Origin of the sequence: Faecalibacterium hominis (ex Afrizal et al. 2022) (assembly GCF_049545105.1) — a bacterium.
Taxonomy (GTDB): Bacteria; Bacillota; Clostridia; order Oscillospirales; family Ruminococcaceae; genus Faecalibacterium; species Faecalibacterium duncaniae.
In genome coordinates this window covers 2,713,187-2,734,811 of the sequence record NZ_CP186860.1, presented here as the reverse complement: position 1 = coordinate 2,734,811, position 21,625 = coordinate 2,713,187, and the positions used below count along the sequence as shown (strand labels likewise).

General features: G+C 57.6%; 18 protein-coding genes and 1 pseudogene. 7 read left to right on the top strand and 12 right to left on the bottom strand.

Annotation, left to right across the window (positions count from 1 at the left end):
* Positions 1-27: 27 nt before the first annotated feature.
* Positions 28-3,585 carry a chromosome segregation protein SMC gene (gene smc / locus ACKXGA_RS13095; protein WP_423729664.1) on the bottom strand — a complete coding sequence of 1,186 codons (3,558 nt, stop codon included), beginning with the start codon at positions 3,583-3,585 and terminating at the stop codon, positions 28-30.
* A complete protein-coding gene (rnc, locus tag ACKXGA_RS13090; protein ID WP_005935533.1) occupies positions 3,586-4,260 on the bottom strand; it encodes a ribonuclease III in 675 nt (224 codons plus the stop codon).
* A 575-nt stretch (positions 4,261-4,835) separates the two neighbouring features.
* On the opposite strand from rnc, the gene ACKXGA_RS13085 reads away from it, so the two are divergent.
* Both ACKXGA_RS13085 and ACKXGA_RS13080 read left to right on the top strand, forming a co-directional pair.
* Positions 4,836-5,159 carry a PadR family transcriptional regulator gene (locus ACKXGA_RS13085; protein ID WP_097782885.1) on the top strand — a complete coding sequence of 108 codons (324 nt, stop codon included), beginning with the start codon at positions 4,836-4,838 and terminating at the stop codon, positions 5,157-5,159.
* Position 5,160: 1 nt separating this feature from the next.
* Complete coding sequence (locus tag ACKXGA_RS13080; protein WP_097782884.1) at positions 5,161-5,748, top strand: DUF2812 domain-containing protein; 588 nt, start codon at positions 5,161-5,163, stop codon at positions 5,746-5,748.
* Positions 5,749-5,799: 51 nt separating this feature from the next.
* Here ACKXGA_RS13080 and ACKXGA_RS13075 read toward each other — a convergent pair whose 3' ends face one another.
* Both ACKXGA_RS13075 and ACKXGA_RS13070 read right to left on the bottom strand, forming a co-directional pair.
* Positions 5,800-6,465 carry a sigma-70 family RNA polymerase sigma factor gene (locus ACKXGA_RS13075; protein ID WP_423729340.1) on the bottom strand — a complete coding sequence of 222 codons (666 nt, stop codon included), beginning with the start codon at positions 6,463-6,465 and terminating at the stop codon, positions 5,800-5,802.
* Positions 6,449-7,279 (bottom strand): helix-turn-helix domain-containing protein, encoded by an 831-nt coding sequence (locus ACKXGA_RS13070; RefSeq protein WP_423729339.1) that lies wholly within the window; start codon positions 7,277-7,279, stop codon positions 6,449-6,451. Before ACKXGA_RS13070 ends, ACKXGA_RS13075 begins: the two co-directional genes overlap by 17 nt.
* Before the next feature lie 308 nt (positions 7,280-7,587).
* Between ACKXGA_RS13070 and ACKXGA_RS13065 the strand changes: the two genes are divergently transcribed.
* The 5 genes and pseudogenes from ACKXGA_RS13065 (at position 7,588) to ACKXGA_RS13045 (ending at position 13,291) form a co-directional block, all read left to right on the top strand.
* Positions 7,588-8,229 carry a CHC2 zinc finger domain-containing protein gene (locus ACKXGA_RS13065; RefSeq protein ID WP_423730397.1) on the top strand — a complete coding sequence of 214 codons (642 nt, stop codon included), beginning with the start codon at positions 7,588-7,590 and terminating at the stop codon, positions 8,227-8,229.
* A gap of 73 nt (positions 8,230-8,302) precedes the next feature.
* Complete coding sequence (locus ACKXGA_RS13060) at positions 8,303-9,619, top strand: DNA primase family protein (protein WP_112149025.1); 1,317 nt, start codon at positions 8,303-8,305, stop codon at positions 9,617-9,619.
* Between the two features lie 375 nt (positions 9,620-9,994).
* Entirely contained in the window at positions 9,995-11,260 is a 1,266-nt protein-coding gene (locus tag ACKXGA_RS13055) for a plasmid recombination protein (RefSeq protein ID WP_423729663.1), read from the top strand.
* A 17-nt stretch (positions 11,261-11,277) separates the two neighbouring features.
* Positions 11,278-11,571 (top strand): hypothetical protein, encoded by a 294-nt coding sequence (locus ACKXGA_RS13050; protein ID WP_423729662.1) that lies wholly within the window; start codon positions 11,278-11,280, stop codon positions 11,569-11,571.
* 96 nt (positions 11,572-11,667) lie between these two features.
* Positions 11,668-13,291: pseudogene (locus tag ACKXGA_RS13045) on the top strand (recombinase family protein).
* Between the two features lie 83 nt (positions 13,292-13,374).
* Here ACKXGA_RS13045 and plsX read toward each other — a convergent pair.
* The 8 genes from plsX to infC form a co-directional block, all read right to left on the bottom strand.
* On the bottom strand, positions 13,375-14,376 hold the full coding sequence (plsX, locus tag ACKXGA_RS13040) for a phosphate acyltransferase PlsX (RefSeq protein ID WP_423729661.1): 1,002 nt from the start codon (positions 14,374-14,376) through the stop codon (positions 13,375-13,377).
* A gap of 15 nt (positions 14,377-14,391) precedes the next feature.
* Entirely contained in the window at positions 14,392-15,768 is a 1,377-nt protein-coding gene (trmFO, locus tag ACKXGA_RS13035) for a methylenetetrahydrofolate--tRNA-(uracil(54)-C(5))-methyltransferase (FADH(2)-oxidizing) TrmFO (RefSeq protein ID WP_097786444.1), read from the bottom strand.
* Between the two features lie 178 nt (positions 15,769-15,946).
* Positions 15,947-18,031 (bottom strand): type I DNA topoisomerase, encoded by a 2,085-nt coding sequence (gene topA, locus ACKXGA_RS13030; RefSeq protein WP_423729660.1) that lies wholly within the window; start codon positions 18,029-18,031, stop codon positions 15,947-15,949.
* Positions 18,032-18,341: 310 nt separating this feature from the next.
* Positions 18,342-19,487, bottom strand: coding sequence for a DNA-processing protein DprA (gene dprA, locus ACKXGA_RS13025; RefSeq protein ID WP_423729659.1), 1,146 nt, complete (start codon positions 19,485-19,487; stop codon positions 18,342-18,344).
* Entirely contained in the window at positions 19,484-20,263 is a 780-nt protein-coding gene (locus tag ACKXGA_RS13020; RefSeq protein WP_005935549.1) for a TrmH family RNA methyltransferase, read from the bottom strand. Before ACKXGA_RS13020 ends, dprA begins: the two co-directional genes overlap by 4 nt.
* An 80-nt stretch (positions 20,264-20,343) precedes the next feature.
* Positions 20,344-20,694, bottom strand: a complete 351-nt coding sequence (gene rplT, locus ACKXGA_RS13015) for a 50S ribosomal protein L20 (RefSeq protein ID WP_005935552.1) — start codon at positions 20,692-20,694, stop codon at positions 20,344-20,346.
* A gap of 53 nt (positions 20,695-20,747) precedes the next feature.
* The gene (gene rpmI, locus ACKXGA_RS13010) at positions 20,748-20,951 is read right to left on the bottom strand and encodes a 50S ribosomal protein L35 (protein WP_005935556.1); all 204 of its coding nucleotides are present in this window, start codon (positions 20,949-20,951) and stop codon (positions 20,748-20,750) included.
* Between the two features lie 18 nt (positions 20,952-20,969).
* On the bottom strand, positions 20,970-21,521 hold the full coding sequence (gene infC / locus ACKXGA_RS13005) for a translation initiation factor IF-3 (RefSeq protein WP_005935558.1): 552 nt from the start codon (positions 21,519-21,521) through the stop codon (positions 20,970-20,972).
* Positions 21,522-21,625: the final 104 nt, after the last annotated feature.

Below are 21,625 nucleotides of genomic sequence, written 5' to 3'. Positions count from 1 at the left end.
GAGACTGAGAGGTTTAATCTATTATACCTACGAAACCAGCGTCGCGTCAACCTGTTCCAGATCCAGCTTGAGCAATTTCGACACGCCATCCTCCTGCATGGTCACACCGTACAGGACATTGGCGGCCTCCATGGTGCCGCGGCGGTGGGTGATGACGATGAACTGGGTCTTGTCGCTCACCCGGCGCAGATACTGTGCAAAGCGGCTGACATTGGCATCATCCAGGGCGGCTTCGATCTCGTCCAGGATGCAGAACGGTGCCGGGTTGACGGCCAGGATCGCAAAATAGATGCTGATGGCCACCAGCGCCTGCTCGCCGCCGGAAAGGGCTTCCAGATTCTTGATGACTTTGCCCGGCGGTGCCACCTGAATGCCAATGCCGCAGGAAAGCACATCGCTTTCATCCTCCAGCACAAGGCTGGCTTCGCCGCCGCCAAACAGCTCGGCAAAGATACGGCCGAAATTTTCGTTGATGGCCCGGAAGCTGTCGGTGAAGATCTCCTTCATCTGGCCGGACAGGCTGGCGATCATCCGTGTCAGCTCGTTCCTGCTGCCCTCCACGTCGGCCACCTGAGCGCTCAGGGCATCGTACCGCTCCCTGACCTCCTGATATTCCTCAATGGCACTGACGTTTACATTGCCCAGCGCCCGGATCTGATTGCGCAGATCGGCCACCTGCGCCCGCAGGGCGGGCAGGTTGTCGAACTCCACGCAGAGTTCCTCGGCCTGGCTCACCGTCAGCTGGTATTCATCCCAGAGCTTGGCGGCGGTGGCATCGTATTCACTCTCAGCGGCCGCTTTCCGCTCGGCCAGACGGGCCATCTCCCGGCCCATCTCCTCGCGGCTGTCGGCAGCAGTGCGGGCCCGGGCCAGTGCCTCGGTCTCGGCCTGCTGGCAGGAAAGCCGCTGTTCGGTGGCCTTCCGGATCTCGGCTTCTTTCGCTTCGATCTCCGCCCGGCTGTCGGTCTTGGCCTTGCGGATGGCCTCGATCTCGGCCCGGCAGGCATCACTGCGGGCGGCAAGGGCGGCAAGGCTCTCTTCCAGAGCGGCCCGCCGGCTCTCGGCATCCCGGGTGCGCTGTTCCAGCGCTTCGATCTGCGCCTGCGCCAGCTCGGCATCCTTCTGGCGGCTCACCTGTTCCAGCCGCTTGGCGCTCACCTGCTCGGCCAGCGCCCGCTGCCGGGTCAGGAACGCATCGTCTCCCTCGGCAATGCGGTTCAGCTCGCCCGATTTTGCTTCGATCTCCCCGGCCAGCGCAGCTTCCTGTGCTTCGGCCTGCGCGACCTTTTCCCGGCTGTCAGCCAGCTGGGCGTTCAGGGTGTCGATCTCCTTCTGCCGCGCGGCAAGGGCCGTCTCGGCCTGCTCCATGGCGGCTTCCAGCCGCTTGCGCTCTGCTTCGGCCCGCACACGGTCGTTGGCGGCAGTGATCTGCTCACTGCTGGCAGCGGTCAGCTCTGCGTTCAGGGCATCTGCCTGCTGTTTGCACTGGTCGGTCTTTTCCTGAGCGGCAAGGCACTCCTTCTGCAATTTCGCAGCCTTGACCCGCAGCTCCTCCAGCTCCTGCTTGCGGGTGAACAAACCCGCGCTGCGCTGGACACTGCCGCCGGTAAAGCTGCCGCCCGCATTGACCACCTGACCATCCAGCGTGACGACCTTGCTGCGGAAACCGTTGTCCCGGGCCACACGGGAGGCCTCGTTGATATCGTCCACCACGATGATGCGGCCCAGCAGATTGGACACGATGTCACTGTACCGTGCATCGGCCTGGACCAGACTGCTTGCCAGCCTTGCCGAGCCGGACAGTTTCCCCCGGAACACACTGGGCTGGACTGTATCCAGCGGCAGGAAGGTGGCGCGGCCCGCGTTCTCGCTCCGCAACAGGGCGATGCCTGCCTTGGCAGCGGCTTCGTTCTCCACCACGATGTTCTGCAGGGCACCGCCAAGCGCGGTCTCAATGGCGACCTCCCGGCCCGGCTCCACCCGCAGGATGGAGGACACCGGCCCGATGATGCCCCGCAGCCGCCGGGCGGATGCCGCCCGCATCACGGTCTTGACGGAGTTCTGGTAGCCTTCCATGTTCTTTTCCAGCTCCCGCAGCACGGAAAGCCGCTGGCGGGCGGCATCCAGCTCCCGGTTCAGCTGCTGTTCGGCATGGTCGGCTTCCTCCAGCGCAGCGCGGCGGCTCTTCAGCTTGAGTTCCAGACCGGCCCGGATATTTTTGAGCTGCTGCTCATTCTCGGCCAGCGTGGTGAGGTACCGCACGGTATCCTCCAGATCCTGCTTTGCGTCGTCCCGCTGGACAGCCAGCACCTCGGCAGCTTCTTCCAACGCAGGCAGACGGCTCAGGGCCGTCTCAGCAGCAGCCTTGGCGGCGGCCTGAGCCACCTGTGCTTCGGTGTGCCGGGCTGTCAGGGCCGCCACCTCGCCCCGCAGGGTATCCCGGCGGGCACCGCTCTGGTCGTTTTCCCGGGTCAGGCGCACCAGTTCATCGTTCAGGGCATCCAGCTCTGCGGCCAGCTTCCGGCCCGCCAGCTCCATGCTCTTTGCCACAGCGCGGTGGCGTTCCAGCGCGGCGGCGGCCTCGGTGCTGTCCTGCTGCCCGGCGGCGATCTCTGCCCGCAGGTCTGCGGCGCTTTCCTCGTTGCGGGCAATATCGTTTTCCAGCACGGCGATCCGGCTCTCGCTGCCGCTGATCTGCTCGGTGATGCTGCGGATATCCCCATTCAGGCGCTCGACCGCAATGGTCAGCTGTTGTGCCTGCATCCGGATCTCCTCAGCCTCGCTCTCGGCGGCTTTGGTCTGGCGGTCGAACCGCTCATAATCGGCCTGGGCTGTCTCGTAATCCCGCACCTGACGGCGCACGGCTTCCTTGGCCCGGTGCACGCCGTCCGTCCACAGGGTCACTTCCAGCGTTTTGCGCCGGGCGCTCAGTTCCAGAAACTTCCGGGCCTTTTCGCTCTCTTTTTCCAGCGGGCCCACCCGGGCCTCCAGCTCGCCCAGGATATCCCGCAGGCGTTCCAGATTTTCGGCGGCGGCGGCAAGGCGGCGCTCGGCCTCGTTTTTGCGGTAGCGGTATTTGGCAATACCGCAGGCTTCCTCAAAGATCTCCCGGCGCTCGCTGCTCTTGGCCGCCACGATCTCGGCAATGCGGCCCTGCCCGATGACCGAGTAGCCATCGCGGCCGATGCCAGTATCCAGCAGCAATTCATACACATCCTTCAGGCGGCAGATCTGCCCGTTGATGCTGTACTCGCTCTCGCCGGAGCGGTAATACCTGCGGCCGATGGTCACCTCGTCCGCTTCCACATCCAGCGCGTGGCTGCTGTTGTCCAGCGTCAGGCGCACCTGAGCAAAGCCCATGGCCCCCCGCCGCCGGGTGCCGCCAAAGATGACATCCTCCATCTTTCCGGCGGCGCGCAGCTGGCGTGCGCTGGTCTCGCCCAGCACCCAGCGCACGGCATCGGACAGGTTCGACTTGCCCGAACCGTTGGGGCCCACCACGCCGGTCACGCCCTCGTCAAAGGTGATCTTGACCTTATCGGGAAAGCTCTTGAAGCCCTGGATCTCCAGTTCCTTGAATACCATTTACTTTTCCTTTATCACGCCCAGGAGCTTGAGGGCTTCGCGGGCGGCGTGCTGCTCGGCCATCTTCTTGCTGCGGCCCTCGCCCCGGGCGACCTTATCGGAGTTGAAGCGGACAGCCACCACGAAATGCTTGTCGTGGTCGGGGCCGGATTCCTGCTCCACCACATAGCTCAGCCGCTCCTCGGGGTTCTGCTGGACGATCTCCTGCAGGCGGGTCTTGTAATCGGCCTCAGCATGCTTGCCCTCGGTGATGAAGGGCAGGATGAAGCTCTTTGCCACCTCCATGCCGCCGTCCAGATACAGGGCGGCGATGACGGCCTCAAAGGCATCGGACACCACGCTGGGGCGGGTGCGGCCGCCGCAGCGTTCCTCGCCCCGGCCCAGGCGCAGATACTCGCCCAGATTGATCTCCTGCGCAAACTGGAACAATGCGCCCTCGCTGACCAGGCTGGAACGGATGCGGGTCAGGTCGCCCTCGGGCCGGTCGGCGTAGGCGTGGAACAGATAATCTGCCGAGACGATCTGCAGCACGCTGTCGCCCAGAAATTCCAGCCGCTCGTTGTGCTGCACCGGCGTGCGGCTCTCGTTGGCGTAGCTGGTGTGGGTGAGCGCCGTCTCCAGCAGCTTCGGATTCTTGAACTTGTAACCAATAATTGTTTCCAACTGATGGCTCATATCTCTTAGCTCCCTTGAATCTTTTTGGTATCCTCGCCCTCTCAGGCCGCTTCGCGTCCAGCTCCCCCAAAGGGGGAGCCTGCACAGCGCCCGGACAGCACCAGCTGACCGTCACCCGCCATTGCCTCTCCCTTTGGGAGAGGTGGCATCGCCTCAGCGATGACGGAGAGGGCAAGGCCCGTTTCCCTTAATTAAAGATATCACTTACTAAGTGTAACCCACGCTTACAATATTTGACATGATATTTCACAAAAAGCTTTTCTATAACCTGTTCAATGTCACAAAATTCAAAGACACGCTTTATAAACTCTTGATTACTATTACGGTTAACGATATAATTAGCTTGGACGAATCAATGTGTACGATTCTCCATGCCGAACGGTTTCGTGAAGCATCAACCTCATCGTAAATGAGCTTTCATAGTGACTAAGCCACATAGCATAGCTGCTTCCTATGAATAGTTTCACGCACAAAAAAAGGAGATTTCTCATGGAAACTGAACACCTTGGTAATGCGTATTTAGCCGATGTGACAATCAATTTGGATAAAGGGCACATATTCGAAGCGGAGGTTCTATGAAAGACTATGTGCAAGGGGGAACCCTTACAGAAGTTACAGATTTAATACTTTTGTCCCTTTATGAACCAAGGCATGGATATGCAATCATTCAATTTGTTGAGGAAGTAACAAACGGAAGGGTATTATTAGGAGCAGGGACATTATATGGTGCTCTATCCTCGTTAGAACAAAAAGGATGGATTAAATTACAAAGCACTGAAAGTACAAGCAGAAAAAAAGTATATTTAATAACACCTTCTGGAAAGGAGGCTGTCCAAACCGAAATAGATCGACTTCATCAATTAATCGACTTAGCGGAAAGGATTTCAAAGGAGATTTAATATGCGCTACAAAAAGGTACGTTTTTTTGGTTGTCTATTATCCTTACAAGAGAAATGGCTTAATAGAATGTCCCAACAAGGGTATCACTTAATAAATACATCACGGGCTATCTATGAGTTTGAAACATGCACTCCGGGGGAATATCAATATAAGATTGATTATATTGGTCACAGGAGTCGTGAAAGCTCAGACAAGTATGTTGAATTTCTTCAAAGCTTAGGATACGTTGTTTTTTTCAAGAACATTAATCTAAACTACTCTCTTGCCAAAGTACAATTTCGTCCGTGGGCTGAATCAGGTGGAAAGCTATCAACGCCTAAGACGACACTTAACAAAGAATTATTGATTGTCGAAAAAAAGAATGATGGAAAGCCATTTGAATTATATACTACCCTTGAAGATAAACTAGCTTTGTATAAATCAGCACAGTCGGCGTGGATATTCTTTTTTTTCATCTTTATGATTATGGCTGTGCTTATGAAATCTTTCATCTATAGTGCGTTAGCAATCACATGCCTTATCATCGTTATTGTCTATTGGTTTCCAATTTATAAGATTATTAAAGAGCGTCGAACAAGGGAAGATTAGCTTTTGTTCTCTATCGTAATTCACTCAATTTAATACAATCTCTCTGCCTATTCATATAAACCACCACGGCAATTCCAGCCACAGGTTATCCATAGCCTGTTCCTCGGTCTTTTGGGCGCGGCCTTTCGTCAGGTGAAAGTATATCGCCGTGCCGATCAGCGGATGTTCCTCGCCATCGGTGAAGCCATAGCGGTACAGCAGATAGGTCTGCTCCCGTTGGGTCAGCCGTTTCAGGCCATCGTACAGCTCCCGGCGCGATTCCTGTTCCTCTATAATGCTCTGCGGCTGCATGGCATAAGGGTCGGCTATGGCTTCAATGCGCCGCAGTTGTTCCTCTCCCGGCAGAACATCGTCCAGCGAAACGCGCTGGTAGCAGACGCCGTCCTTGTCCTCCGTCACCATCCGCTGCTCAAAAGCGGCAAAGGCATCCCGCACCATGTCCATCATGGCGTTGCGGATGGCAGGAGCCGCATAGGTCAGGAACTTCATGCCGCGCGCTGCATCGAACTTCGGCACAGCTTTCCATAAGCCCAGATTGCCCGCCTGTTTCAAATCGTCCGTGTCAAGGTTCAGGCCGGACTGTGCCAGATTCATGCTGCGGAAAAGGTCATTTGCCACCTTGCCAATAAAGGACTTGTTGTTTTCGATCAGGCTGTCCAGTGCGGTGGCATCCCCTTTCTGTGCCAGCGCACAAAGCCGTTCATTCGTCTGCTTCATGGGCGTTTTCCTGCTCTGCGGCAGACTGCAAGATTCCCAACAGACCGCTTCGCAGCTGTTCCAGTGCTTCCGGCGTGGCTCCTTTCATGCCCGAAACGCTGTCCAACATTGCATCCGTCAACTGCTCTGCCGTGATCGTTGGGTGCTGCACATCCTGCCCTTTGGTCAATTCGGTGAACATCTTCTCTGCCACTTTCTTGCTCATGGCTTCCTGTTCGGCGTAATGGCTCCCGATGCCCTTTTTAATTTCTTTGACCGTTGCCATGAAGTACATCTCAATATCATCAAGGTCGCCTTGGTACACGGGCTTTCTCCGAAGGCTGATGTCCTTTGCGGCTTTGGCTGCCTCCGGGGTCTTGACCCTTGTACGCAGCAGGGTGCTCAATGTCGTGAGCATGGCGTTCTGTGCCGCAATACCGGACGCAAAGGTATCATCAAAATACTGCGCTATGCGGTAAGTAAGCTCTGCGAAACGGGCATTTTCCAGCAGCAGATTGACTACCTCTGTATTGATACGCCCCGTGTAGAGGTTCTTTGCGGCTTCTACGGACAAACCCAGTTCGGCAATGTCATAATTCTTGCGATCGGGGATGTTGGTTTCTCCCAGCAGGAAATCTGTGGACACGTTGAACAACCTTGCGATCTTCAACACCTGCTCATGGGTCAGGGTTCCTTTCGCACCACTGATAAAACGGCTGATAGTGCTTTTGGAGCAGCCGATTTCCTTGGCAAGCTCCGGTTGGCTGATATTGTGCTCTTTCATCAAGTCCGCAAGACGGACGTTGGACGGTGCGGGCAGATATTCCTGTGCCATGTGGTCGGCCCTCCTTTTTGAGCTTTTTCCTCATTATAATACGCTCTGCCGTTTTGTTCAATATACGGTTTCCTCTCTGCCCTTGCTGTTGCAACTCTGCAACCAGTAAGGGCTTTTTTCTTTTTCCGTTGCAGTTCTGCCGCTTTTTCGCCTTTTCTGCAAAATTTTCCGTATATTCAGGCAGGAAGCAAAAAACACCAGAGTTCCCACGCTAGGGACTCTGGTGCAACGCACGAAACAAAGGAGGAATGCCCTTGAGCCTGTATCAAACTGTCAAGTCCGCCATCACCGTTCGGCAGGTGGGAGAGATGTACGGCATGGAGCCAGACCGCCATGGCATGGTGTGCTGTCCATTCCATTCCGACAGCGACCCCAGCATGAAGCTGAACGACACCTATTATTATTGCTTTGGCTGTGGAGCCAACGGAGATGCCATCGACCTCACCGCCAAGCTGTTCGACCTGAACCCCCGGCAAGCCGCCGAGAAGCTGATAAATGACTTCGCGTTTGCGAAGCAATGCAGTCCCCAGTGGGGACTGCAAGTGACAGAGCGGTCTTGCGTCAGCAAGATGGAGGGGCCCCGCCCCGACAAGCTCTGGCTTGACCCGGACAAGCCGCCCGCCAATGCCATCGCTCTGCCGCCGCCCAAGCGTGGCCTGACAGACGAGCAGTGGGCAGACATCGCCTACTGCCTGCGGGTGCTGACCGATTATCTCGACCTGCTGCACGACTGGCGAGAGCGCTACAAGCCCACCACCCCGGAGGAGCCGCTGGACGAGCGGTTCGTGGAAGCTCTCCACATGACCGAGACCGTCGAGCACCTGACGGACTGCGTTGCATTTGGGACACCCCAGCAGAAAGCCGCTGCCGCCGCACAGCTGCTGTCCGGGTCGTACCTGCTGATGCTGGAGGAGCGCACCGACCGCCTTGCTCTGGCAAAGTGCGCCTGATAATTTATTCACCCGAAGTGGTGGGTCTCACCGTGAGACCTACCACTTCACTTTCCTAAAGTAGAACCACCACATGAAGAAAAACATTTCCCGCAATCCCTTATGGCCGGACTGGTACAACGGTAAGAAGATCGATGAAGTCCAGTTTGGCCGTGCCTTTCTGGAACAGTGGCCGCTGAAATGCGTCAACGGTACGCTGTACACGCTGGACGGCCCGGTGGAAGACGAAAGCGAGATCAAGCAGCGCATCTTGGAGAACATCGAGGAATATGTCACCTCTGGCCTGTCCAAAAAGGTCACCAACATTCTGGAGACCATCAAGCTGCTGGCTTTTTCCGACCCGTTCCCCATCGAACAGGACTGCATCCACCTCCAGAACGGCGTGTACCATCTGCCGGACGGCTCTTTTCAGGAGAGCCGCCTGTTCTGCCAGAACCGCCTACCTGTGAGGTATGACCCCAAAGCCGCCAGCCCTGACCGCTGGCTAACTTTCCTGCACGAGCTGCTGGACGATGCTGACATTCCAACCTTGCAGGAGTATCTGGGCTACTGCCTGATCCCCAGCACCAAGGGGCAGAAGATGATGCTCATTGTCGGCAAGGGCGGCGAGGGCAAATCTCGCATCGGGCTGGTACTGAAACGGCTCATGGGAGATGCCGCCAGCAACGGCAGCGTCCAGAAAGTGGAGAACAACCGTTTTGCCCGCGCCGATCTGGAACGCCGCCTGCTGATGATCGATGATGATATGGATATGAACGCCCTGCCCAAGACGAATTATATCAAGACCATCGTGACCGCCGAGGCCAAGCTGGACTTGGAGCGCAAGGGTGTCCAGAGCTACCAGCGGGACATCTACGCCCGGTTCCTCTGCTTCGGCAACGGTGCGTTGACCTCGCTGTACGACCATTCGGATGGCTTCTTCCGCCGCCAACTCATCCTGACCACCAAGGACAAGCCTGCTGACCGCACGGACGACCCTTTCCTTGTGGAGAAGATGTGCGCCGAATTGGAGGGCATCCTGCTCTGGTGTCTGGAAGGGCTGCACCGGCTGGTGCAGAACAACTTCCGCTTCACGGTCAGCGAACGAGCCGCCGCCAACGTGGACACCATCAAACGCAGCAGCAACAATGTCATCGACTTCATGGAATCCGAGGGCTACTTCCGCTTCAAGGCGGACTACTCCATCAGTTCCAAGGAGTTCTACGACATTTATAAGCAGTGGTGCGAGGACAACGCATGCCACAGCGTATCGGCGATCCGTTTCAGCGCCGAACTGCGCCAGAATGACCGCCGCTATAACCTTGAAGCCACCAACAACATCTATCTGCCCGGTGGCCGCAGGGTGCGGGGTTTTGTAGGCATCGAACCGCTTGTCCACCCCTGCCCGTAAAAAGTGCATTTTTCACAGAAGAAGTTCGTACAACCTGTACGGTCTGTACTTGTACGCATCTGTACGGCGAATTAAAGCGTTTTAAAACGTGTTATCGTTTATATTTCGCATTTCCGTACGTCGTACGAACCGTACAGGTTATTTGAAGTCCGTACGCAATTTTTTCAGATGCGTACGGAGCAATCAAGTTCGCATTGTGCGAACTTGATTGTAGCTCTCCCGCAGGAGGCGTTCCCCCTCGGAGAGTCCTCGAAGAGCCCACTACACTTTGCAGCCCATAGGGATGAAAGTGTTATAGTGGGTTATTACACTTCCGAAGAAGTGCATCTTCGTTCCCCGTCACCTTTCGATGAACCTTGAAAGGAGGGATGCCCTTTGGCAAGAAACAATGGCGTTGACCGCACCAGTGTCCGGAATCTCGCCGTTTCGGACAAGGCCGTTGGCAACACCCAGCAGCACAATGAGCGTGAAAAGGACAGCTATCGGAACCCCGACATTATCCCCCAGCGCACTGCATGGAACGTCCACTTCAAAAAGCCAACTGCCAGCTACACCGACCTATTCGCCCAACTGGAAGCCGCCGGAACCATCTCCACGCGCGGCTTGAAGCCGGATGCCACCCATTACTGCGAGCTTGTCTTTGATGTCAACTCGGCCTACTTTGACAACCACGGCGGCTACGAGTTCGCCAAGCAGTTCTATGAGGATGCCTACCAAGCTGCCGTTCAAATCGTGGGCGGTGAGCAGTATATCCTCTCGGCAGTCATGCACGCCGATGAGATCAACCGTGCCATGACCGAAGCATTAGGCCGCGAAGTTTACCACTACCACCTCCATGTGGTCTATGTACCTGTGGTGGAAAAGCAGATCCTGTGGTCGAAACGCTGCAAGGACAAGGCACTGGTCGGCACCGTCAAGGAGACTGTCATGCAGGTCAGCCGGAGCAAGAAGTGGGCATCCAAACCTCTGCTGGACGAATCGGGAAAGCCTGTTTTGCAAAAGAACGGCAAGCCTATCCTGAAGAAGTCGTACAGCGTCTTGCAGGACAACTTCTTCAATTTTATGCGCGCTGCCGGGTACACCGATATAGAGCGCGGCGAACGTGGCAGCACCGAAGAACACCTGACCGTCACCCAGTTCAAAGTTCAACGGGAGCAGGAACGGCTGGACAGCCTGACCGCCCAGATTGACCAGAAAGAGCAGCACCTCATCCAAACCAACAAAACCCTCTCCAAGACCGAAAAGGAACTTGCCGCTGTGCAGAAAAAGGCCACGCTCACAAAAGAAGCCCTCATTCATGCGCGTGATCTGGATTATATCGGCAAGCGCACCTTTCTCGGCAACTACTCGCTGACCGAAGAAGAATTTTCCAAACTGAAAAAACAGGCTGACCACGGCTATATGATGGACGTGGAGAACCGTCGCCTGAAAGAAGAACTTTCCACGGCCAAGAAGGAGGCCGTTCGTTGGAGCAACAAGTACCACGACCTGTGGTACGACGTGAAACCCTATCTGGATGCTATGCGCCGTGCGCCAGAACTGGTGCGCGGTTTTCTGGAAAAGATTCTTGCCCCCAAGCAGGAGTGCACCATGAATGTGCCACAGCGAAACCGCAGGCATGGGCAGGATATGGAACTTTGATTTTCGGAGGATACTGAATGGATAATAGAAGCACTGATATGATGAACAATGCGATTGACCTTTGCTCCTGTTATGAGCCTATTTGTGAACCACCTGTCAATTTACTCGAAGAATGGCAGGATTCGGAGTACGCGGGTCCCGAACCTACTCTTGAGAACACGTCTTACTATGTTAAAGAGCCAGACGGTACGCTCTATTTTTACTGTGGCAACACCAAAATCAAAATGACCGAACATTTCGCAGAAAATGGAAAATCAGTCGGCACACTGCTGGAAGATGTGATTCAGTATTCAGCTAACCAATGCGCCTGATGATAAAAACGAATTGAATCCAGCCCACACTTACGGTATAATGGAAGCAGAAGTATTGTAAGCGTGGGCTGTTTCTTTTAAGAAGGAGGCTCTACTATGAAACAGCCTAACAATACGATGATCTATAACACTGCACTGTACCTTAGACTAAGCCGTGACGATGAATTGCAGGGTGAAAGCGGCAGCATCCAGACCCAGCGCATGATGCTTCGTCAGTATGCAGAGGAACACGGGTTGACCGTTGTTGGCGAATATATCGATGATGGTTGGTCTGGCACCAACTTTGACAGACCGGGCTTTCAACGGATGATCGAACGATATTGAGGAAGGCAAAATCAACTGCGTTGTAACAAAGGATTTATCCCGTTTAGGTCGAAACTATATTCTGACAGGTCAGTACACGGAGATCTACTTTCCGAGTAAAGGTGTCCGCTATATTGCTGTCAACGATAATGTGGACACTCTCAACGGCGAAAGCGAACTCGCTCCGTTCCTGAACATCCTGAATGAGATGCACGCTCGCCAGACCAGCAAAAAAGTCAAGGCCGCTATGCGGACAAGATTTGCGAACGGTGCGCACTATGGTGCATACGCTCCTCTGGGATATATCAAAGACCCCGACAAGTCAGGGCATCTTCTGGTAGACCCGGAAACGAAGTGGATCATTGAGAAAATCTTTGATCTTGCGGTGCATGGACACGGTGCGGCCAGCATCACCCATATTTTAGTAGATGAAAAGGTTCCCACTCCCGGCTGGTTGAATTTTCAGCGGTATGGCACATTTGCTAACATCTATGCAGGAGCGTCGGAAGAGAAGTCCTACGCATGGACGGTAGCGCAGGTCAAAAGTATCCTGAAAGAAGAAACCTATATCGGTCACAGCGTTCACAATAAGCAGAGCAACATCTCTTTCAAGAACAAGAAAAAGGTGCGGAAGCCGCAGGAGGAATGGTATCGTGTGGAGAACACCCACGAAGCTATTATCTCTGCGGATGTGTTCCGACAGGTGCAGGAGCAGATTGCTCATCGCCGTAGAAAACAGAAAGACGGAACAACGCAAATCTTTTCCGGGCTTGTAAAATGTGCGGATTGCGGCTGGTCGATGGCCTATGGTATGAATAAGCAGAACAAAAAGCCCTACGGCTATTACCATTGCAGCAAAAACGGACAGGGCTTTCACCAATGTTCCATGCACTATATTCGATATGATGTGCTGTACACCTATATTCTGGCAAGAGTGCAGTATTGGTCGCAGCAAGCACAGCAGGATGGAGATAAACTCTTGCAGCGTTTACTGAATGCCAGCGACAAAGAACGCAACACCGCCAAGAAAAAACAGACTGCCGAACTCAAAAAGGCCACAAAGCGTAAGGCAGAGGTGGACAACCTGTTCGCCAAAATGTATGAGGACTGGTCTGTTGGACGTATTACGGAGTACAATTTCAATATGCTGTCCGAAAAGTATCAGGCAGAACAGCATGAACTGGACGAAAAGATTCAAGAACTTCAAGCCGAACTTGATGCAGCCGTTCAGACCGCTGTTGACGCTGAAAAGTGGATTGAGTTGATGAAAAAGTACGTCAACCCCACACAATTGACCGCCGAACTTCTAAATGCTCTGATTGAAAAGATTCTCATTCACGAAGCTGTCAAGCATGAAGATGGCACCAGAGAACAGGAAGTTGAAATTTTTTACCGTTTTATCGGCAAAGTCGAGTGACGCATTATAAAAGGGTGTGCAATCGAACGGTTGCACACCTAGTACATAACCAATATCTTTAAGTGAGGGATTCTCCGCTTTCCTTACTCCTTGTTCAGCTCATCCAGCGCACTCTGCATGGTGCCGCACAGGTCGTTCTCCACGCAGATCTTGGCCTGCCGGATGGCGTTCTTGATGCCCTTGGCCTTGGAGGAGCCGTGGGCCTTGATGACAGGCTGCTTTGCGCCCAGGAAGGGTGCGCCGCCGTACTCCTCGCTGTCCATCTGGTGCTTGAGGCTTCCCACGCCGCTCTTGAGCAGCAGGTAGGCGATCTTGCCGCCGAGGTTTGCCAGGAACATCTCCTTGAGCATCCCCAGCAGCATCTTGGCCACGCCCTCGGTCAGCTTGAGGATGACATTGCCGGTAAAGCCGTCGCAGACCACCACATCCACATCACCGTTGGGCACGTCACGGGGCTCGATGTTGCCCACGAACCGGATGCCCGGTGTTGCCTTGAGCAGCTGGTGGGCTTCCCGGAGCATCGGAGTTCCCTTGCTCTCCTCGGCACCGTTGTTTGCCAGCGCCACGGTGGGTGCGGTGCGGCCCTCCACCCGGTTCACGTAGCAGCTGCCCATCACGGCAAAGGCTGCCAGCATCTCGGGGCGGCACTCCACATTCGCGCCGCAGTCCAGCAGCAGATAGGCCTTGTTTTTGGCCGGCACCATGGTGGCCAGGGCCGGGCGCTTTACGCCCTTGAGGGTGCGCACGATGAGGCTTGCGCCCACATGGAGCGCGCCGGTGCTTCCGGCAGAGACAAAGGCATCGCCCTTTCCCTCCTTCAGCAGGTTCAGGCCCACCACGATGGAGGAATCCTTCTTGCTGCGGATGGCCCTTGCGGGCTCATCGCACATCTCAATGGTCTCGGTGCAGTTGACCAGCTCGATGCCGTCCAGCGGGATATTGTGCTCGGCAGCCGTCTTGCGCACCAGCTCCTCGCTGCCCACGCCGATGACCTGCACACCGTACTCCTTCACAGCCTGAGCGGTGCCTTCCAGCACAGCCAGCGGGGCGTTGTCGCCGCCCATCATATCAACGATAATTTTCATAGGGTTTCTCCCTTCTTAAAGAGCAGTTTCGTTCAGCCACTGTTGGAAGCTGGCCACGGCACGCTCGGCCACGGCCATGTAACGCAGGCGCTTGTCACGGGGACGGCTCTCGGCCGGCAGCGGGGGCAGGATGCCCATATTCGCGCCCATGGGCTGGAAATGTTTGTTCTCAGTGGTCAGATACTGGATCAGCGCGCCGCACATGGTATCCACCGGCGGCGGGGGCAGCTGTCTGCCCTCCAGCCGGGCGTAAATGCTCCGGGCTGCCAGCAGACCGCAGGCGGCGCTCTCCATATAGCCCTCAAAGCCGGTGATCTGGCCCGCAAAGAACACGTTGGGGTGCTCCTTCAGGAACAGGCCCGCATCCAGCACGCGGGGCGCATCCAGAAAGGTGTTGCGGTGCATGACACCGTACCGCACAAACTCGGCATTTTCCAGGCCCGGGATCATGCTGAACACCCGCTTCTGCTCGCCCCACTTGAGGTTGGTCTGGAAGCCCACGATATTATAGAGGGTGCGTTCCTTATTCTCGGCGCGGAGCTGGACATTGGCCCAGGGGCGGTGGCCGGTGTTGGGGTCCACCAGACCCACCGGGCGCAGGGGGCCGAAGCGCATGGTATCAGCACCCCGGGCGGCCATGATCTCAATGGGCATACAGCCCTCGTAGACCGTGACGGTATCCGCTTTTTTGCCGTGGGCATCGGGGTCGGGCTGTGCGCCCTGCTCCGCACCGGCATCGAAGGCATGGAGCGGGGCACGCTCTGCCGAAGCCAGCGCGGCGTGGAAAGCCTCATACTCTGCCTTATTGAAGGGGCAGTTCAGGTAATCGGCCTCGCCCCGGTCGTACCGGGAAGCGGCGAACACCTTGTTGTAATCCAGGCTCTCGGCCGTGACGATGGGAGCCACGGCATCATAGAAATGGAGCCGCTCATCGCCGGTCAGGCGGCCGATCTCGTCGGCCAGCGCACCATCGGTCAGGGGGCCAGTGGCCACCAGAATGGGGGCACTTTCATCGATGTGCTCCACCTGCTCCCGCACCACAGTGATGTTGGGGCACTCCTCCACCCGCCGGGTCACGGCGGCGCTGAATGCATCCCGGTCCACGGCCAGCGCGCCGCCCGCGGCCACACGGGCCTCCTCGGCGGCTTCCAGCAGCTGGCTGCCCATCCGGCGCATCTCCTCTTTCAGCAGGCCGGAAGCAGAATCCAGACGCTCGGCCTTCAGGCTGTTGGAGCAGATCAGCTCCGCAAAGCCCGCACTCTTGTGAGCCGGGGAAAAGTGGGTGGGCTTCTGCTCGTAGAGCGTTACCTGAACGCCCTTGCCCGCCAGCCACAGTGCCGCCTCGCAGCCTGCCAGACCGGCACCCAGTACAGTTACTTTGTAACTCATAATTTCATCCTTCAGCATCCTCACCCTCTCAGGCCGCTTTGCGTCCAGCTCCCCCAAAGGGGGAGCCTGTGCAGCATCCCGGTCAGCCGCAGCTGCCCGTTTGCCGCCATTGCCTCTCCCTTTGGGAGAGGTGGCATCGCACAGGCGATGCCGGAGAGGGCGAGACAGTTTATCGGTTTGATCAATCCTTCTTCGGCACCGGCATCTCAAAGCCGCAGCCTTCTTTTGCGCAGTAGAGCTTGGAGCCCTTGCGGAACAAGGTGGAGCCGCACTTTTCGCACTTGGTGGGCACCGGAGTATCCCAGGTCATAAAGTCGCAGTCGGGGTAGCGCTCACAGCCGTAGTAGATGCGGCCCTTGGCGCTCTTGCGCTCCAGCATCCGGCCCTTGCCGCACTTGGGGCAGACACCGCCGGTGTCCTTGACCAGACGCTTGGTGCCCCGGCACTCGGGGAAGCCGGAGCAGGCCAGGAACTTGCCGTACTTGCCCACCTTGATGACCATGGGGCGGCCGCAGAGGTCGCAGACCTCGCTGGAAGGCTCGTCCGGCACCTTGACCTTCTTGCCCTCCATGTTCTTTTCGGCCTGTTCCAGGCTGGCGGCAAAGCCCTGATAGAAATCATCCACGGTCTTGTGCCAATCGGCCTTGCCGCTCTCGATCTTATCCAGGTTCTTCTCCATCTCAGCCGAGAAGTCCACGTCCACGATATGGGGGAATTGCTCCAGCATCAGGCCGTCCACGGCGCGGCCCAGCAGGGTGGGCTTGAGCTTTTTCTGCTCCCGCTCCACATAGCCGCGATCGATGATGGTGGTGATGATGGGCGCATAGGTCGAGGGACGGCCAATGCCATTTTCCTCCAGCGCCTTGATCAGGGTCGCTTCGGTGTAGCGGGCGGGGGGCTGGGTGAATTTCTGCTCACTCTTCAGCTCCTTGAGCTTGAGCAGCTGGCCCTGTTCCAGCGGAGGCAGGCTGGTCTCCTTCTTTTCCTTTTCATCGGTGGCTTCCTCGTACAACACGGTAAAGCCATCAAAGGTCACAGTGTAGCCGCTGGCCTTGAAGCGGTAGTCCCCTGCGTACACGGTCACGCTCACGGTATCCTGCTGGCAGTCTGCCATCTGGCTGGCCATAAAGCGGCTCCAGATCATCCGGTAGAGCTTGGCGGTATCGCCGCTGATGCTCTTGTCCACCTCGTCAGGGGTCAGCCCCGGCACCGAGGGGCGAATGGCCTCATGGGCATCCTGCGCAGCGGTCGCGCTTTTGGTCTTCCAGGTGCGCTTGTAGGGGCAGATATACTGTTCGCCGTAAGCGTCCGCAATATACTCCTTTGCAGCGGCGACCGCCTCATCGGAAATGCGCAGGCTGTCGGTACGCATATAGGTGATCAGACCCATGGTGCCGTGGCCCGCGATGTCCACGCCTTCGTACAGGGTCTGGGCGGCACGCATGGTACGGGTAGCCGTAAAGCCCAGACGGCGGGAGGCCTCCTGCTGCAGGGTACTGGTGATAAAGGCCGGGGTGGGCTGCTTGGCCCGCTTGCCTTTTTTCAGTTCGCCCACGGTATACTCGGCACCCTCCAGACCATTTTCGATGGCACGGGCCTCTGCCTCGTTTTTGGGCAGCAGCTTTTTGCCGGTGCTGTCGGAGGCCAGGCGGGCGGTAAAGCTCTTGTGGCCGGTGCCCAGCGTGGCATCCACGTTCCAGTATTCCTCGGGCTTGAAGTTCTCGATCTCCTTCTCGCGGTCATCGATCAGCCGCACCGCCACGCTCTGGACACGGCCCGCCGACAGGCCCCGGCGCACCTTCCGCCACAGGAAGGGGCTGAGCTTATAGCCCACCAGACGGTCGAGGATGCGGCGGGCCTGCTGGGCGTTGAACAGATCCTCGTCGATGGCACGGGGATTGGCCATGCCCTTCTGCACGCCCTTTTTGGTGATCTCGTCAAAGGTCACGCGGTTGGGCTCGTGGGGGTCCAGCCCCAGGATATTGGCCAGATGCCAGCTGATGGCTTCGCCCTCACGGTCCGGGTCGGTTGCCAGCAGAACGCCGTCGGCCTGCTTGGCTTTTGCCTTGAGCTCCTTGATGAGCTTGGATTTATCCTTGATATTGATGTACTGGGGGGCGTAGTCATGTTCCACGTCGATGCCCAGCTGGGACTTAGGCAGGTCCCGGATGTGGCCCATGCTGGCCGTGACCTCGTAATCCTTGCCCAGATATTTGCCAATGGTCTTCGCCTTTGCCGGCGACTCCACGATTACCAGTTTTGCCATGGTTCTCTTCTCCTACTATCTATATGAAACCCTCTCAGTCTCGCTTCGCTCGCCAGCACCGGGTTGCGGTTCCCAGCATCCGCTTCGTGCCTTGGGCGGCACTCGCGTCTTGCTGGCCGCTGCCCCAACAACTCCTCCCTGTGTCGGCCGCAGGCCGCGGTCGTCGTCGTTGCTCCCAGAGGGAGAGCCAACGCATATCCCAGGCTTAGCAACAGCTATCCGTGAGCCACAATTGCCTCTCCCTTCGGGAGAGGTGGCAACGCGCCAGCGTTGACGGAGAGGGTCATATCTTCAACTTAAATTGCGCAGTTCAGCGCAGAATATACCGCTTGCCGGGCAGGCAGGTCACACGGCCCGCCAGCTCCAGCTTCATCAGGGTGCCCAGCAGCAGGCCGGTGGGCAGGCCGCTTGCCGCGCCCAACTCCTCCACGCCCTTTGCCTTGGGGCCGATACAGGCCAGCACCCTGCGCTCGGTCTCGCTCATGGGGTCAGGCGCAGAGCGCCCTGCCGCCGGAGCCGCCGCGCCCCGCAGGCCCAGCACCCCGAACAGGTCGCCGGGTTTGCAGACGGCTTTGGCCCGGCCCTCCCGCAGCAGGGCGTTAGTGCCTGCTGAGTTGGGCGAGTAGATGCTGCCCGGCACCACGAACACCGGCTTGCCATACCGCTCGGCATGGTTGACTGTGGACATGGTGCCGCTCTTTTCCTGCGCTTCCACCACCACCAGCGCCGAGGACAGCGCCGCAATGAGCCGGTTGCGCTGCAAAAAGCCATTGGGGCCAACGGGGCCGCTCTCGGGCGGGTACTCACTGATCACGCAGCCCTTTTGCTCGATCTTTTTCCGCAGCTCCCGGTTGGAGGCCGGGTAGGTGCGGTCAATGGGCACGCCCAGCACCCCGATGGTGGGGCAGTTTTCCTTCACTGCGGCCCGGTGCCCGGCGCTGTCCAGCCCATCGGCCAGACCGCTGACGATGATGGCCCCGTTTTTGGCCAGCCCGCTGCCCAGATCTGCCGCCGCCTGCAGGCCGTACTCGGTGGGCCTGCGGCTGCCCACCATCCCCACAGCCCCCGGCTCATTGAGCCAGAGGGGATCGCCGGTGCAGTAGAGCACCAGCGGCATATCGGGAATGCGGGAAAACGCCAGCGGGTAATCCGGGTCGTCATAGGGCAGGATGCGGATATTCCGCGCCGCACACCGCCGTGCAAAGGCCCGGTAATGCGCTGGAGTGTTGTCGGGTAGGTTGGCCCGGGCAAAGGCCGGGCTGCCCACCGCTTTGCGGAACGCATCGGAATCCCGGTTCTCCCAGGCCTCCTGCGCCCCGCCAAACACATCCAGCACCCGGCCTGCATGGCTGCTGCCCGCCCCCAGCGTGTTTGCCAGCCAGAGCCAGCAGAGCAGCGGGTCGGGGGCCGGTTCGGGCGGGAAAAGACTGGTCTGGCCGAAGCCGGGCCCGGTCACAGGCTCTCCTCCCGGAAATGCCACAGCAGGATGCTGCCCGCAATGCCGGCGTTCAGGCTTTCCACCCGGTCGGTCATGGGGATGCGCACAGTGCCGCTGCAGGCGGCAATGGTCTCTTCTGTCAGGCCCTGACCCTCGCTACCGATGACTACGCAGACACCGCCCGGGTAGCCGGGCCGGGCCGCGCTCAGGGGCTGGCTCTGGTAGAGTGCCGCCGCAAGGCAGGTGATGTTCTTTGCCCGCAGGGCGGCAATGGCGGCAGGCATTGCCCCCACCTCCATCACCGGCACCCGCACGGCGGCCCCCATGGAGGCCCGCAGGGTCTTGGGGGCAAACACGCTGGCACAGCCGTCGCTCAGCAGCACGCCGTCAAAGCCGAACGCGGCGGCAGAGCGCAGCAGCGTGCCCACGTTGCCGGGGTCCTGCACCCGCTCAAGCGCCAGATACCGCCCGCCGGTCTTTGCCTCGTCCAGCGTGTGCACCGGGGTGCGGAAGATGCCGAACACGCCCTGATGGGTGCCCACATCGGCCAGCTTATCGGCCACATGGTCCTCCACCAGATAGTGCTCCCCGGGCAGCCCGGCCAGCTCCGGGCACTTTTCCAGCGCTGCCTCGGTGCAGAACAGGGTCTCCAGCGCCGCGCCGCGGCAGAGCTCCGGGCAGAGCTTGCGGCCCTCGGCCAGAAATTTTCCCTCACTGCGCCGGAACGCCCCGCTGGAAGCAAGGCGGCAGGCATATTTGATCTTTGCGTTTTCCCGGCTGGTGATCTTTTCCATGCGGTCCTCCAGAAGATACAAAAATATACAAAAAGGACGCCCGCGTATTTTACTACGCGCGGGCGTCTTTCAGGTCTTTATCAGGCGTTCTTCACGGTCTCGACCAGAGCAGCAAAGCTCTGAGGATCGTTGATGGCCATCTCGCTCAGCATCTTGCGGTTCAGCTCGATGCCTGCCTTCTTCAGGCCAGCCATGAAGGTGGAGTAGTTCATGCCCAGGGGACGAACTGCATTGTTGATGCGGCAGATCCACAGGTTGCGGAACTGACGCTTCTTCATGCGGCGGCCAGCCAGAGCGTAGTTGCCGCTCTTCATGACCTGCTGCTTGGCCATCTTAAAGTGCTTGCTCTTGCAGCCATAGAAGCCCTTAGCCAGCTTCAGCATCTTCTTACGACGTTTGTGAGTCATGGTTGCGCCCTTGATACGTGCCATTTTTTATATCTCCTTTAGTTATCTCTTAGAATGTCTTTGCCTGCGGCTCGCACTTAGGCGTAGGGCAGCATGCTCTTGATGGTAGCGGCGTTGGTCTTGTCAACGTAGTTGGGCTGACGGTAGCCACGGGTCAGCTTGGTGGTCTTCTTGGTCAGGATGTGGCTGCGGAATGCGTGGCCGCGCTTGATCTTGCCGTTCTTGGTCAGCTTAAAGCGCTTCTTAGCGCCGGAATGCGTCTTCAGTTTCATCTTAGCCATTTTAGTTTCCTCCTAAAATTAGTCCTTATTGGGTTTCGGGATCAGCAGAATGGACATCGTGCGGCCCTCGAGCACCGGCGGCTTATCCATGCTTGCCTGGGGCAGAGCCTCGGCAAAGCGTTTCAGCACGTCAGCACCCAGAGCACTGTGCGCCATCTCACGGCCGCGGAAGCGGATCGAAGCCTTCACCTTGTGACCAGCGGCTAGGAACTTGGCAGTCTGGTTCAGCTTGGTGTTGAAGTCGTTGGTGTCAATATTGAGCGAAAGGCGGGTCTCCTTGACCTCGACCACTTTCTGGTTCTTCTTGGCTTCCTTCTCCTTCTTCTGCTGTTCAAAACGGTATTTGCCGTAATCCAGCACCTTGCACACAGGCGGGGTAGCCTGCGGTGCGATCTTGACCAGATCGAGCCCGGCTTCTTCTGCAGCGCGCATGGCCACCTGAATGGACACAACGCCCTTCTGCTCGCCATCGGCACCGATCAGGCGAACTTCACGATCACGGATCTGACCGTTGATCTCCAGTTCCTTCGACTTTCCAGCGGTAGCGATAATGAATGCACCTCCAAACAATAATCCATAGTGTTGCAATATTTGGCATAGAAAACGCGGCCGCCCATTTGCAGGACAGCCGCGCGAAATTTCACACAAAAGCGCAGTTCGTTCAAAGAATCGAA

Coding starts and splice junctions, on each gene's coding strand:
- rnc (WP_005935533.1), bottom strand. CDS start 4,260: ATGAGCCATCAGTTGGAAACAATTATTGGTTACAAGTTCAAGAATCCG.
- ACKXGA_RS13065 (WP_423730397.1), top strand. CDS start 7,588: ATGTACGGCATGGAGCCAGACCGCCATGGCATGGTGTGCTGTCCATTC.
- ACKXGA_RS13070 (WP_423729339.1), bottom strand. CDS start 7,279: ATGGCACAGGAATATCTGCCCGCACCGTCCAACGTCCGTCTTGCGGAC.
- ACKXGA_RS13075 (WP_423729340.1), bottom strand. CDS start 6,465: ATGAAGCAGACGAATGAACGGCTTTGTGCGCTGGCACAGAAAGGGGAT.
- ACKXGA_RS13060 (WP_112149025.1), top strand. CDS start 8,303: ATGAAGAAAAACATTTCCCGCAATCCCTTATGGCCGGACTGGTACAAC.
- ACKXGA_RS13050 (WP_423729662.1), top strand. CDS start 11,278: ATGGATAATAGAAGCACTGATATGATGAACAATGCGATTGACCTTTGC.
- rpmI (WP_005935556.1), bottom strand. CDS start 20,951: ATGGCTAAGATGAAACTGAAGACGCATTCCGGCGCTAAGAAGCGCTTT.
- plsX (WP_423729661.1), bottom strand. CDS start 14,376: ATGAAAATTATCGTTGATATGATGGGCGGCGACAACGCCCCGCTGGCT.
- ACKXGA_RS13080 (WP_097782884.1), top strand. CDS start 5,161: ATGCGCTACAAAAAGGTACGTTTTTTTGGTTGTCTATTATCCTTACAA.
- smc (WP_423729664.1), bottom strand. CDS start 3,585: ATGGTATTCAAGGAACTGGAGATCCAGGGCTTCAAGAGCTTTCCCGAT.
- topA (WP_423729660.1), bottom strand. CDS start 18,031: ATGGCAAAACTGGTAATCGTGGAGTCGCCGGCAAAGGCGAAGACCATT.
- ACKXGA_RS13085 (WP_097782885.1), top strand. CDS start 4,836: ATGAAAGACTATGTGCAAGGGGGAACCCTTACAGAAGTTACAGATTTA.
- ACKXGA_RS13020 (WP_005935549.1), bottom strand. CDS start 20,263: ATGGAAAAGATCACCAGCCGGGAAAACGCAAAGATCAAATATGCCTGC.
- rplT (WP_005935552.1), bottom strand. CDS start 20,694: ATGGCACGTATCAAGGGCGCAACCATGACTCACAAACGTCGTAAGAAG.